Below are 13,367 nucleotides of genomic sequence, written 5' to 3'. Positions count from 1 at the left end.
TAGGCGCGGCGCGGAAGCGGCGGCTCACAGAAAGCAGGGTGGTCCTTGTGGTCAGAGCTGCCAAAGCCGTCAAGGCGACCAAGAAGCCGAAGGCGTCCAAGATGCCCAAGGCGTCCAGGGAGTCCGAGGCATCCGACGAAGCGGGTGCCCCGCGCCCACGGAGCCGGGGCGCCGAACAGCGCGGGCGCCCCGGCCCCGGCGTCGGCGCCCGCTCCGGCGCCGGCCCCGGAGCGCGCGCCGGGACCGGCGACCGCGCCCGGGAGAACCCGCCGCGCCCGGGAGCGCTCAGGACGCGACTGCGATGGCGGCGCATCCTGGTCCTGCTGCTCGCCCTCGCCGTTCCACTGGGCGGCTTCGGCAGTTGGGTCCTGTACGGCTCACCGTGGCTGCGCGTCGAGAGCGTCTCCGTCACCGGCACCCGGGTGCTGAGCGACTCCGCGGTCTCCCGCGCGGCTGCGGTTCCCACCGGCGCGCCGCTCATCACCGTCGACAAGGCGGCCGTGCAGCAACGCGTACGCCAGGCGCTGCCGCGCGTACGGGAGGTGACGGCCGAACGGTCCTGGCCGCACGGCGTCACGCTCACCGTGACCGAAAGGCGCCCGGAACTGCTCCTGGAGAGCGCCGGCAAATACCGGGAAGTGGACTCCGAAGGCGTGCGATTCGCCACAGTCGGCAAACCGCCGAAAGGCGTTCCGCTTCTTGTGCTGGAACCGAAGGAACCGGAGGGCGAGCGGTACTTCTCAGCGGCGCGGCTACGCCGTGAAGCGGCACGGGTCACGCACTCACTCCCCGATTCCGTCCACCGCGCTGTCCGCACCGTAACGGTCCGCTCCTACGACGACATCTCTCTGGAGCTGACGGAGGGTCGCACGGTGCGGTGGGGAAGCGCGGAGCGCGGCGCGGCGAAGGCCAAGGCGCTGGCGGCCCTGATGAAAGCCGCCAAGAACGCCACCCACTTCGACGTCACAGCCCCCAGCGCCCCCGCCGCGTCGGAAAGTTGACCACCCCCGGCGCGAATTTCCATGCGGGGGAGGGGCTGCCCCTGCCTGACGTTCGCAGGCTGCGGGTGTGTGGTGCCTGGGCGCGCAGTTCCCCGCGCCCCTTCGGGGAGCAGCCCCTTGCCGGGTACGCGAGATCCGCAGGACAAGCCCTAACCCCCGTACCTCCAGCCGGGTTCGGCGAACGGTTGGACTCCGCCGCTCCGTGGCCGTGTCAGTTGACCCGAGCTGCCACACATGATCAGGCTGATGTCCTCACCGGGAGCCACCTGTCCCAGTTGACGGACATTGCTGCTGGTGAGCACCCTGGATGGCTACTGCTCGGTCTGATCACATAGGGTGAAAAGAAAAACGGGAGGTTCGGCGTGTTCGTTGAACACCCAGCACTTGTCGACTTAGTGTCCGTTGCGAAGAGTCCAAGTAAGACAGGCACTGGTAACCCTAAACTTCACACTTAGGGTTCGGGTCGGCGTTCGAACCGCCCTACAGGGATACGTAACTCGAGGCGAGAGGCCTTCGACGTGGCAGCACCGCAGAACTACCTCGCAGTCATCAAGGTCGTCGGTATTGGCGGCGGTGGCGTGAACGCCATCAACCGGATGATCGAGGTCGGTCTCAAGGGCGTCGAGTTCATCGCGATCAACACTGACGCGCAAGCCCTGTTGATGAGCGACGCCGACGTCAAGCTCGATGTGGGCCGCGAGCTGACTCGCGGCCTCGGCGCCGGCGCCAACCCGGACGTCGGCCGCAAGGCCGCCGAGGACCACCGCGAGGAGATCGAGGAGGTCCTCAAGGGGGCCGACATGGTCTTCGTGACCGCGGGCGAGGGCGGCGGCACCGGCACCGGTGGCGCGCCCGTCGTGGCGAACATCGCCCGCTCGCTCGGCGCCCTCACCATCGGTGTCGTCACCCGTCCCTTCACCTTCGAGGGCCGTCGCCGGGCCAACCAGGCCGAGGACGGTATCGCGGGGCTGCGCGACGAGGTCGACACCCTGATCGTCATTCCGAACGACCGGCTGCTGTCCATCTCGGACCGTCAGGTCAGCGTGCTGGACGCCTTCAAGTCGGCGGACCAGGTGCTGCTCTCCGGTGTCCAGGGCATCACCGACCTCATCACCACGCCGGGCCTGATCAACCTCGACTTCGCGGACGTCAAGTCCGTGATGTCCGAGGCCGGGTCGGCGCTCATGGGTATCGGCTCGGCCCGCGGCGACGACCGCGCGGTGGCCGCCGCGGAGATGGCCATCTCCTCGCCGCTGCTGGAGGCGTCCATCGACGGGGCGCGCGGGGTGCTGCTCTCCATCTCCGGCGGCTCGGACCTCGGTCTGTTCGAGATCAACGAGGCCGCCCAGTTGGTGAGCGAGGCGGCCCACCCCGAGGCGAACATCATCTTCGGCGCCGTCATCGACGACGCGCTCGGCGACGAGGTGCGGGTCACCGTCATCGCCGCCGGGTTCGACGGCGGTCAGCCGCCCTCCAAGAAGGGGGAGAAGGCGCTCGGCCAGTCGTCGTCCGCCGCCTCCTCCGCTCCGTCCTCGTACAAGGACGAGCCGTCCGCCACCTCCGCGGACCCGGAGCCCGAGCGCCCCTCGTTCAGCGGTCTCGGCTCGGTCGCCCCGCCGCGCGAGGAGGAGGCCCCGCCCCGCCCCGAGCCCGCGCCGGTGAGCGAGGTGCCGCCGCCTCCGGCCGCCACCCCGCAGGTGCCGCCGGCCCGCCCGTACCACGACAGTCAGGCGGAAGAGCTGGATGTGCCGGACTTCCTGAAGTGATAGCTGCGCAAGAGACGGTCAGCGGCGCGCATTTCGCTTTCACCGACAGGTGGGGCGGGGTGAGCGCCGCTCCGTATGAGGAGCTCAATCTCGGCGGCGCGGTCGGTGACGACCCGGAGGCGGTACGGACCAACCGGGAGCGGGCCGCGCGGGTGCTCGGACTGTCGCCCGACGAGGTGGTCTGGATGCATCAGGTGCACGGGCGCGACGTCGCCGTCGTGGACCGCCCGTTCGGTGAGGACGCGCCACCCGTGGACGGGGTGGTGACCGCGCGCCGGGGACTTGCGCTCGCGGTGCTGACCGCGGACTGCACTCCGGTGCTGCTGGCCGACCCGGTCGCGGGAGTCGCGGGCGCGGCGCACGCGGGGCGGCCCGGCGTACTGGCGGGTGTGGTGGGTGCGACGGTCGAGGCGATGGCCGGGCTCGGCGCGGAGCCGGGACGCATCGTCGCCCGCACCGGTCCCGCTGTCTGCGGCCGGTGCTACGAGGTGCCCGACGAGATGCGTGCCGAGCTAGCGGCGGCCGTCCCCGAGACGTACGCGACGACCCGGCAGGGAACGCCCGCCGTCGATATGGCCGCCGGGGTACGGGCGCAGCTCGCCCGGGCCGGGGTCACCCGGTGCGAACAGTCTTCCGTATGCACGCTCGAGTCTGCTGATCATTTCTCGTACCGCCGGGACAAGACGACGGGAAGGCTTGCGAGTTATGTCTGGATCGAGGCGAGCTGAGAAGTGACGGCAGAGATGTTCCCTGAGCCTCCCGAGTCCCCGGTGTCCGGTGAGTCCAGTGTGTCCGCAGAGTCCGCTGCTGGACCCTCTGAGGCTTCTGGGCGGTCCGAGGCTCCAGAGTCCCAGGGGTCGCCAGAATCCGCTGAGACGGCGCGCAGGGCCGAGCTGGCCGCGAACCTCGCCCGGGTGGAGGAGCGCATCGCAGGCGCTTGTTTCGCGGCGGGGCGTAAGCGCGAGGACGTCACTCTTGTCGTCGTCACCAAGACCTATCCCGCCGGCGATGCGCGGCTGCTGGCCGAGCTGGGGGTCCGGGATGTCGCGGAGAACCGCGACCAGGAAGCCGCGCCGAAGGCGGCTGCATGTGCGGACACCGGGCTCAGCTGGCACTTCGTCGGCCAGTTGCAGACCAACAAGGCGCGGTCCGTTGCCGGTTATGCCGACTTTGTCCACTCCGTGGACCGTGCCCGGCTCGTCACCGCGCTCTCCAACGCCGCCGTGCGTACGGAGCGAGAGATCGGATGTCTGATCCAGGTCGCCTTTGACGCAGAGTCAGGCTCGCTGGGGGAGCGCGGCGGTGTGGCGCCCGACGGTGTGACGGATCTCGCGGAGACGGTGGCAGCTGCCCAAGGTCTGCGGCTCGACGGAGTGATGACCGTTGCACCGCTGACCGGACCGCTGGCCGGGCGGCCGCGGGCGGCTTTCGACCGGCTGTGGGAAATCTCAACCGCCCTGCGAGCGGCGCATCCTGCTGCAACGATGGTGTCGGCGGGAATGAGTTCGGATCTCGAAGAGGCGGTGCTTGCCGGTGCGACACATGTGCGCGTCGGCAGTGCGGTACTCGGAGACCGACCCCGGCTCCGGTAACGTCGCGAAGCGAGTTGGGCCACAGCAGAATATATGGTCATTTCCGCCGGAAAAGGCCGGTCGGAGAGGCTGCGTGGATCATCCCAGGGCCACCGGTGACGGGGGCGGAGTCGATCCACCACAGAGCGGAGGACGCAGAGAATGGCCGGCGCGATGCGCAAGATGGCGGTCTACCTCGGCCTCGTGGAGGACGATGGGTACGACGGCCGGGGATTCGACCCTGACGACGAGTTCGAGCCCGAGCCCGAGCCCGAACGTGACCGTCGGCGGTACGAGTCGGAACAATCACACCATTCCCTCCAAAAGACCGAACCTGAGGAGCCGGTGAGGGTTGCTCACCCCCCGGCGCAGCGGGAGCGGGAGTCGGAGTCGCCCCCTCCGGTTGCCGCAGAAAGCGGACGAGCCGGGAGAATTGCTCCGGTGTCATCCATCACACCTGAACGCCAGAATGTCGAGAAGAGTGCCCCGGTGATCATGCCCAAGGTCGTGTCCGAACGTGAGCCGTACCGGATCACCACGTTGCACCCTCGGACCTACAACGAAGCCCGTACCATCGGGGAACACTTCCGTGAGGGCACTCCGGTGATCATGAATCTGACGGAGATGGACGATACCGATGCGAAGCGACTTGTCGACTTTGCGGCTGGTCTGGTCTTCGGTCTGCACGGCAGTATCGAGCGAGTGACGCAGAAGGTGTTCCTGCTGTCTCCTGCTAACGTCGATGTCACGGCGGAGGACAAGGCCCGCATCGCAGAGGGCGGGTTCTTCAACCAGAGCTGAGACGCAGGATCCAGGAACAGGCCGCCAAGGCCGCACGAGAGCCCCAGGGGAGAGGGACGCGCAGATGAGAACCGCACTGGACGTGGTGCAAATCGCGCTGTACTGCTTCCTGCTCGTGCTGATCTTCCGGCTGGTGATGGACTACGTCTTCCAGTTCGCCCGCTCATGGCAACCCGGCAAGGCGATGGTGGTCGTTCTGGAGGCCGCCTACACTGTCACCGATCCGCCACTCAAGCTTTTGCGGCGGTTCATCCCACCGCTGCGCTTCGGGGGCGTGGCGCTCGACCTGTCCTTCTTCGTACTCATGATCATCGTCTACATCCTGATCAACGTCGTGGCCAGGCTGTGAACGATCGGAATGGTCTTGCCGATATGCCGACGACTTACGTTGAGGTGAAGAGATGCCCCTGACCCCCGAGGACGTGCGGAACAAGCAGTTCACGACCGTCCGTCTGCGTGAAGGCTATGACGAGGACGAGGTCGATGCCTTCCTCGATGAGGTCGAAGCCGAGCTGACCCGGCTGCTGCGCGAGAACGAGGACCTGCGCGCCAAGCTGGCTGCGGCCACACGCGCGGCCGCGCAGAACCAGCAACAGCAACAGGGCGGCATGCGAAAGCCTCCTGAACCTCAGGACAGGCAGCAGCAGCAAGGCGGGGCCCCTGTGCCCGCCGCCATATCCGGACCGCAGCCCGTCCCGCCCCAGCAGCAGGGCATGGGCGGCCCGCCGCAGCTTCCCGGCGGACAGGCACAGCTCCCCGCGGGCCCCGGCGGCCCCGGCGGCCCCGGTGGACACGGCGGTCCCGGTGGCCCGGGTCCGCAGGGCGGTCCGATGGGTCCCGGTGGCCCCGGCCCGCAGCAGGGCGGCCCCATGGGTCCCGGTGGCCCGCAGGGCGGCCCGCAGATGCCCGGCGGCGGCCAGAACAACGACAGCGCGGCCCGCGTGCTGTCGCTGGCACAGCAGACCGCGGACCAGGCGATCGCGGAGGCCCGTTCCGAGGCCAACAAGATCGTCGGCGAGGCACGCAGCCGCGCCGAGGGCCTGGAGCGGGACGCGCGCGCCAAGGCCGACGCGCTGGAGCGGGACGCGCAGGAGAAGCACCGCGTGGCCATGGGCTCGCTGGAGTCCGCCCGCGCCACGCTGGAGCGCAAGGTCGAGGATCTGCGCGGCTTCGAACGCGAGTACCGCACGCGGCTGAAGTCGTACCTGGAGAGCCAGCTGCGACAGCTGGAGAACCAGGCCGACGACTCGCTCGCGCCGCCGCGGACGCCGGCGACCGCATCGCTGCCCGCGCCCACGCCGTCGATGGCGTCGGCCGGGGCCGGTGCCCCCGCCGGAGCGGCCACCAGCGGTGGCGGCTCCATGGGCGGGCACCAGTCGATGGGCGGCAACGGACACTCCATGGGCGGCCACGGTGCTGGCCCCGGCGGTGGACCGCACACCCAGGGCGGTGCCGGGCAGTCCTACGGCGGGCAGCAGCAGATGTCGCCTGCCATGACGCAGCCGATGGCGCCGGTGCGGCCGCAGGGTGGGCCGCAGGCGGCCCAGCAGGCGCCCTCACCGATGCGGGGCTTCCTCATCGACGAGGACGAAAGCTGATCCGCACGAGCTGAGCGCCCCCTTGTGGGGCACCTCCCGGACGGAGTCCGGGGCAGGGCCGGGCCCGAGAGCATCCACCGCTCTCGGGCCCGGCCCATTCGTTTCGCCTGTTCCAACGGACGCCCTCTTTCGTGAGCACCCGTAAACCCGACAAATAAGGGCACCCCCACCCGGACAGGTGGGGGTGCCCCGACGAGTGGCCCGCTCTCGCGGGGAGCGCTCAGCGCTTGCGGAGGCGGAACTTCAGGTTCAGAGCCTCGTCTTCGAAGTCCGGGCCCTCGATCTCGTTCGGGTCGCCCTGGGCGAACTCCTCGGCGAGGACCTCTTCCGCGATCAGGAAGGTGTGCTCGGCGAGGGCACGCGCCACGTCCTCGTCACCGGACTGCCAGCGCAGCTCGATCCGGTCGGCGACATCGAGCCCGGAGTTCTTGCGGGCCTCCTGGATGAGCCGGATGGCGTCGCGGGCCAGCCCGGTCCGCCGGAGCTCGGGGCTGATCTCCAGGTCCAGCGCGACGGTGGCTCCGGAGTCGGAGGCCACCGACCAGCCCTCACGGGGGGTCTCGGTGATGATGACCTCCTCGGGGCTGAGGGCGACGGTCTCGCCGTTCAGCTGCACGGTGGCCGTGCCCTGGCGCAGGGCCACCGACAGCGTGGCGGCGTCGGCCTCGGCGATGGCCTTGGCGACGGTCTGGGTCTCCTTGCCGAAGCGGCGGCCCAGGGCCCGGAAGTTGGCCTTGGCCGTGGTGTCGACGAGCGAGCCGCCGACCTCCGAGAGGGAGGCGAGCTGCTCGACGTTCAGCTCCTCCGTGATCTGGGTGCGCATCTCGGGGGAGAGGGTCTCGAAGCCCTGCGCCGCGATGAGTGCGCGGGACAGCGGCTGCCGGGTCTTGACTCCGGACTCGGCGCGCGAGGCGCGGCCCAGCTCCACCAGCCGGCGGACCAGCAGCATGTCCTGGGACAGCTCCGGGTCGATCCGGCTGAGGTCGGCCTGCGGCCAGGAGGCCAGGTGGACCGAGTCGGGGGCCCCGGGGCTGACCGGGACGACGAGGTCCTGCCAGACGCGTTCGGTCAGGAACGGGGTGATCGGCGCCATCAGCTTGGTGACCGTCTCGACCACGTCATGCAGCGTACGCAGCGCTGCGGCGTCGCCCTGCCAGAAGCGGCGGCGGGAGCGGCGCACGTACCAGTTGGACAGGTCGTCGACGAAGGTGGACAGCAGCTTGCCCGCGCGCTGGGTGTCGTAGCTGTCCATGGCGAGGGTGACCTGGTCGATCAGTGCGTGCAGCTCGCTCAGCAGCCAGCGGTCCAGCAGCGGGCGCAGGTTCGGCGTCGGGTCGGACTCGGAGGGCGCCCAGGCGGCCGTACGGGCGTAGAGGGCCTGGAAGGCGACGGTGTTCCAGAACGTCAGCAGCGTCTTGCGGACGACTTCCTGGATGGTGCCGTGGCCGACCCGGCGGGCCGCCCAGGGGGAGCCGCCTGCGGCCATGAACCAGCGCACCGCGTCCGCGCCGTGCTGTTCCATCAGCGGGATGGGTTCGAGAGTGTTGCCCAGGTGCTTGGACATCTTGCGGCCGTCCTCGGCGAGGATGTGGCCGAGGCAGACGACGTTCTCGTACGACGACTTGTCGAAGACGAGGGTGCCGACGGCCATCAGCGTGTAGAACCAGCCGCGGGTCTGGTCGATGGCCTCCGAGATGAACTGCGCCGGGTAGCGCTTCTCGAACAGCTCCTTGTTCTTGTACGGGTAGCCCCACTGTGCGAAAGGCATGGAGCCCGAGTCGTACCAGGCGTCGATGACCTCAGGAACGCGGGCCGCCTCCAGGGTGCAGCCCTCGGCGGGGCAGCCGAAGGTGACCGCGTCGATGTAGGGGCGGTGCGGGTCGAGGCGCGACTGGTCGCTGCCGGACAGCTCGCTCAGCTCGGCCAGCGAGCCGACGCAGGTGAGGTGGCCTTCCTCGCAGCGCCAGATGGGCAGCGGGGTGCCCCAGTAGCGGTTGCGGGACAGCGCCCAGTCCACGTTGTTGTCCAGCCAGTCGCCGAAGCGGCCGTGCTTGACCGAGTCGGGGAACCAGTTGGTCGCCGCGTTCTCCCGCAGCAGGGCTTCCTTGATCTGCGTCGTACGGATGTACCAGGACGGCTGGGGGTAGTAGATGAGGGCCGTGTGGCAGCGCCAGCAGTGGGGGTAGCTGTGCTCGTAGGCCACGTGCCGGAACAGCAGGCCGCGGGTGTCCAGGTCGGCGACCAGGGCTTCGTCGGCCTTCTTGAAGAACTGGCCGCCGACCAGGTCCACGTCCGGCTCGAACGTGCCGTCGGCGCGGACGGGCACGACCGGCTCGATGCCGTTGGCACGGGCCACCCGGAAGTCGTCCTCACCGAAGGGCGCCAGGTGCACCATGCCGGTGCCGTCCTCGGTGGTGACGTAGGTGTCGTTGACGACGAAGTGGGCGCCCGGGATGTCCACCAGCTCGAAGGGGCGCTGGTAGTGCCAGCCGTTCATCTCGCGGCCCGTGTAGCGCTCGCCGGTGATGTGCCAGCCCTCGCCGAGCGCCGTGTCCAGCAGCGGCTCGGCGACGATGATCTTGTCCTTGCCGTCGGAGGCGACGACGTAGGTGACGTCCGGATGTGTGGCCACGGCCAGGTTGGCGACCAGCGTCCAGGGGGTGGTCGTCCACGCCATCAGGGACGCCTCGCCGGCCAGCGGTCCTGAGGTGAGCGGCATCCGGACGTAGACCGAGGGGTCCACCACCGTCTCGTAGCCCTGCGCGAGCTCGTGGTCGGACAGGCCGGTGCCGCAGCGGGGGCACCAGGGGGCGACGCGGTGGTCCTGGACCAGCAGGCCCTTGGTGAAGATCTGCTTCAGCGACCACCAGACCGACTCGATGTACTCGGGGTTCATCGTGCGGTACGCGTCGTCCAGGTCGACCCAGTAGCCCATCCGGGTCGTCAGCTCGGCGAAGGCGTCGGTGTGACGGGTCACCGACTCGCGGCACTTGGCGTTGAACTCGGCGATGCCGTAGTCCTCGATGTCCTGCTTGCCGTTGAAGCCCAGCTCCTTCTCGACGGCCAGCTCGACGGGCAGGCCGTGGCAGTCCCAGCCGGCCTTACGGGCCACGTGGTAGCCGCGCATGGTGCGGAAGCGGGGGAAGACGTCCTTGAAGACGCGAGCCTCGATGTGGTGCGCTCCCGGCATGCCGTTCGCCGTGGGCGGGCCCTCGTAGAAGACCCATTCGGGGCGGCCCTCGGACATCTCGAGGCTGCGGGCGAACACCTTGCTCTCGCGCCAGAAGTCGAGCACGGCGCGCTCCAGCGCGGGCAGGTCGACCTGGGCGGGCACCTGGTTGTATTGCATCGGCGGGTCTTCTTCCTCCGGCGGATATCGGGAAGATGCTGCGCGTCTTCACTTCCGTCGGAGGGACGAGCTCGCCTGCCTGGTCGGCGGCGGACCCGCGGTACCACCCTCCTTGACGGCGGGCCGTGCCCACCGTCCCCTCATTGGGGCAGCGCTGCCGGTTCTACTCGCCCGGAAGCCTCTTCTTCCGGGTTTTCTTCCGACGGCTCCGGGGTGATCTTCACGCCGCGCTCGCCTCCGGGCTCCCACCGTCCCCGGATCGCTCTGGGCCGCTCACGGACGCTACTCGTCCCCATCAACGCCTTTCGCCGCCCCTAGTGTACGGGGATTCACCCGCGGGTACGGAGCGGTTTTCGAGCGCCCGGGCGGGGCACAAAGGTTGCAGACCGGCGTGCCCCGTTGCCGTGTGCTTGAAGTCGATTTATCGTTCCGGTCACGTTTCGCGAGCAAGATCACAAAATGTGAAGGGGCCGCGGTCATGGTGGCGGAGGAGAGCGCCGCGAAGAAGACGGCAGCATCGAAGAAGGCCACAGACGCCGGGGACAGGGCCGCGGCAGCGAAGAAGGTTCCCGGTAAGGGGGCACCGGCGAAGAAGTCGGCCGCCAAGAAGGTACCGGCGAAGAAGACATCGGCGAAGAATGCGGGGGCGAAGAAGGCACCGGCGAAGAAGGCTCCGGCGAAGAAGGCCGCGGCGAAGAGGACCGCGGGGGAACGGGCGGGGGCCGAAGCGGCCGCCGCGGAAGTGACGGCGGCCGAAGCGGCAGCGGACCGCCGGGAGGGCGCCGCACCGGCGCCCGCCGGGCAGTCCGCACAGACGACGACGGGAGCAGGGACGGTGGCTGCGAAGAAGACTCCGGCAGTGACGGAGGCCGAGGCAGTGCCCTCGGCGCGGAACGGGGAGGGCGCTGCGGCCCCCGGCGAACTGCCGGTACGCCCCGACGAGGACCCCTGGTCCCCGGAAGAGGTTGAAGAGGCACGCTCCGGGCTGCGGAGCGAGGCAGAGCGGCTGCGGCAGGAGATCACCTCCGCGGAGGAGGCGCTCAACGGGCTGATGCGGGACTCGGGCGACGGCGCCGGTGACGACGACGCCGACACCGGGACCAAGAACATCACCCGCGAGCACGAGATGGCGCTGGCCGCCAACGCGCGCGAGATGCTCTACCAGAGCGAGCGGGCGCTGGAACGGCTGGACGCGGGGACGTACGGGCTGTGCGAGAACTGCGGCAAGCCGATCGGGAAGGCCAGGATGCAGGCGTTCCCGCGGGCCACGCTGTGCGTGGAGTGCAAGCAGAAGCAGGAGCGCCGCTGACCGCCGGAGAACGCCGTGAACGCCGCCGTCCGCGCGTGTCGTACCCTCAAAGCGTGACTGAGGTGGAGCGGCCTGTCGATGGCCCCGACGATGGCGCGGCCGGCGGCGGCGAACACGAGCGCACGGAAGGGGAGCGTGCGGAAGGGGAGCGCCCCGAGGGGGAGTCAGCCGCTTCCGCTGGGCGCAGGCGCCGGATCGGTGTGCTGATCGGGGTGGCCGGTCTTGCTTTCGCGCTGGATCTGGTCAGCAAGCTGGCCGTGGTCGCCAAGCTGGAGAACCACGCGCCGATCGAGCTGCTCGGCTCCTGGCTCCAGCTGAACGTCATCCGTAACGCGGGCGCCGCCTTCGGGATCGGGGAGGCGCTGACCATCCTGCTGACGGCGATCGCGGTGGCCGTCGTGGTGGTGATCGCCCGGATCGCCCGGAAGCTCTACAGCACCCCGTGGGCGATCGCGCTCGGCCTGCTGCTGGGCGGCGCGTGCGGAAACCTGACCGACCGGATCTTCCGTTCTCCGGGTGTGTTCCAGGGCGCCGTCGTGGACTTCATCGCGCCCAAACACTTCGCCGTCTTCAACCTCGCCGACTCGGCCATCGTGTGCGGCGGCATCCTGATCGTGCTGCTCTCCTTCCGCGGTCTGGATCCGGACGGGACCGTCCATCGGGACTGAGCCCCGCTTCTGCCGCCGGCCGCGGCCCTCAGCCGCTGTCGTTCGGTACGTGGACGCGGAGGCCGTAGCCGCCGTGGCCGGTGGTCCTGGTGACGGTGAACCGTATTCCGCCGCGGAAGGTGTGGCTCTCGCCCGGGGTGAAGGGCGCGTCCGACATCTCGGCCAGCTCGGTCGGCAGCCGGTCGGCGCAGGCGGCGCCGCCGCCGCTGTGCGGCCGGGAGTCGACGACGCGGACGGGGCCCTCGCCGGTGGGTCTGCCGGAGTCGACGGTGTAGAGCAGCACGCCCTCCGCACAGATGTCCCGGTCCAGCCCGTGGCGGGTGCGTGCCTCGGCGACTATCGCGCTGTGCTGCCCCGTCCGTACGACGGCCAAGCCCGCGTCGGCGGTGCTGACCGGGGAGAGGGTGTGCTCGGTGGTGCCTGCGGAGGTGACGCAGCCGACCCGGGAGCGGGGCAGCCAGCCGAACTTCCACTTGTGCCAGCCCAGCAGGTCGGAGATCCCCGCCATGCTCATGGTGTCCCAGCCGCCCGCGTACTCGACGGAGGCGTTCTCGGCGACGTTGTAGAGGTCGGGCAGGCCGTAGAGGTGGTGCGCCTCGTGCACGAAGTTGCCGCGCTGCCACAGCGCCGCGTCGGTGGCGCGGCCGAAGATGAGGGCCGCGCCGTGCACCCGGGTCCCTGCCGCCCTGAGCCCGTCGAAGGTGTGCGCCTGGGAGACGGTCGGTGCGGCGGGCAGATTGCTGTCGGCGACGATGAAGACCAGGTCGGCACCGTGCACATCGGTGCCCTGGCGCTGTGCGGCCTCCAGCGCGTCCTGGACGTAGCCGCGCATCAGGCCGGTCGGTATGCCGCGGGTGATCCCGTAGGAGGACCAGGGACGCGGCATGCGTATCCAGTCGGAGCTGGTGTCGGTCTCCAGGCGGTACTTCCCGAAGGAGGCGCGGTCCCAGAACCGGTCGCCGTACCGGGAGAAGAAGCGGGCGCGCTCGTGGGCCGGGGTCGCCGCCGGGTGGTCGCTGAAGTCGACCATCAGCATCAGCGCCCGCTTGTGGCCGTGGGGGCGTACGTAGGCAGGGTTGAGCGGGCCCTCGTCGGTGCCGCTGCCCGGCGCTATGGCGCAGGGGCCCGCGATGCCCTGGGCTGCCGCGGCCTCGACCGGCGCCAGGGTGAGGGCTGCCGTGGCCATGGCGGTGGCCACCGCCATGGCGCGGCGATGTACTGGGCTGCGGCGTATGCCAGGCTCCGTGCCGGTGCCCGGCGCGGAGTGCTTCGGTGTCCTGCGCGGCGTCATCGGGCGTTCCCTC

General features: G+C 69.9%; 11 protein-coding genes. 9 read left to right on the top strand and 2 right to left on the bottom strand.

Annotation, left to right across the window (positions count from 1 at the left end):
* Positions 1–38 precede the first annotated feature (38 nt).
* The 7 genes from ACTWP9_RS17145 (at position 39) to ACTWP9_RS17115 (ending at position 6,737) form a co-directional block, all read left to right on the top strand.
* A complete protein-coding gene (locus ACTWP9_RS17145) occupies positions 39–1,001 on the top strand; it encodes a cell division protein FtsQ/DivIB (RefSeq protein ID WP_443247040.1) in 963 nt (320 codons plus the stop codon).
* 518 nt (positions 1,002–1,519) lie between these two features.
* Positions 1,520–2,767 carry a cell division protein FtsZ gene (ftsZ, locus tag ACTWP9_RS17140; RefSeq protein WP_443247039.1) on the top strand — a complete coding sequence of 416 codons (1,248 nt, stop codon included), beginning with the start codon at positions 1,520–1,522 and terminating at the stop codon, positions 2,765–2,767.
* Complete coding sequence (gene pgeF / locus ACTWP9_RS17135; protein ID WP_443247038.1) at positions 2,764–3,495, top strand: peptidoglycan editing factor PgeF; 732 nt, start codon at positions 2,764–2,766, stop codon at positions 3,493–3,495. The genes ftsZ and pgeF overlap by 4 nt, the downstream gene beginning before the upstream one ends.
* A gap of 186 nt (positions 3,496–3,681) precedes the next feature.
* On the top strand, positions 3,682–4,359 hold the full coding sequence (locus ACTWP9_RS17130; RefSeq protein WP_443247037.1) for a YggS family pyridoxal phosphate-dependent enzyme: 678 nt from the start codon (positions 3,682–3,684) through the stop codon (positions 4,357–4,359).
* Between the two features lie 141 nt (positions 4,360–4,500).
* Complete coding sequence (locus tag ACTWP9_RS17125) at positions 4,501–5,139, top strand: cell division protein SepF (protein WP_443247036.1); 639 nt, start codon at positions 4,501–4,503, stop codon at positions 5,137–5,139.
* 64 nt (positions 5,140–5,203) lie between these two features.
* Entirely contained in the window at positions 5,204–5,488 is a 285-nt protein-coding gene (locus ACTWP9_RS17120; protein ID WP_173869241.1) for a YggT family protein, read from the top strand.
* A 52-nt stretch (positions 5,489–5,540) separates the two neighbouring features.
* Entirely contained in the window at positions 5,541–6,737 is a 1,197-nt protein-coding gene (locus ACTWP9_RS17115) for a DivIVA domain-containing protein (protein WP_443247035.1), read from the top strand.
* A gap of 220 nt (positions 6,738–6,957) precedes the next feature.
* On the opposite strand, the gene ileS is transcribed toward ACTWP9_RS17115, so the two are convergent.
* Complete coding sequence (gene ileS / locus ACTWP9_RS17110; RefSeq protein WP_443247034.1) at positions 6,958–10,086, bottom strand: isoleucine--tRNA ligase; 3,129 nt, start codon at positions 10,084–10,086, stop codon at positions 6,958–6,960.
* Between the two features lie 478 nt (positions 10,087–10,564).
* Here ileS and ACTWP9_RS17105 point away from each other — a divergent pair, with 478 nt between their 5' ends.
* Both ACTWP9_RS17105 and lspA read left to right on the top strand, forming a co-directional pair.
* Positions 10,565–11,395: a TraR/DksA family transcriptional regulator gene (locus ACTWP9_RS17105; protein ID WP_443247033.1), complete on the top strand. Its 831-nt coding sequence runs from the start codon at positions 10,565–10,567 to the stop codon at positions 11,393–11,395.
* A gap of 53 nt (positions 11,396–11,448) precedes the next feature.
* A complete protein-coding gene (gene lspA, locus ACTWP9_RS17100; protein ID WP_443247032.1) occupies positions 11,449–12,063 on the top strand; it encodes a signal peptidase II in 615 nt (204 codons plus the stop codon).
* 28 nt (positions 12,064–12,091) lie between these two features.
* Here the strand turns inward: lspA and ACTWP9_RS17095 are convergent, their stop codons facing one another.
* A complete protein-coding gene (locus ACTWP9_RS17095; protein WP_443247031.1) occupies positions 12,092–13,354 on the bottom strand; it encodes a peptidase M6 in 1,263 nt (420 codons plus the stop codon).
* Positions 13,355–13,367 lie beyond the last annotated feature (13 nt).

It is taken from the genome of Streptomyces sp. 3N207, assembly GCF_052246355.1.
Taxonomy (GTDB): Bacteria; Actinomycetota; Actinomycetes; order Streptomycetales; family Streptomycetaceae; genus Streptomyces.
This window is presented reverse-complemented; position numbering and strand designations above follow the sequence as displayed.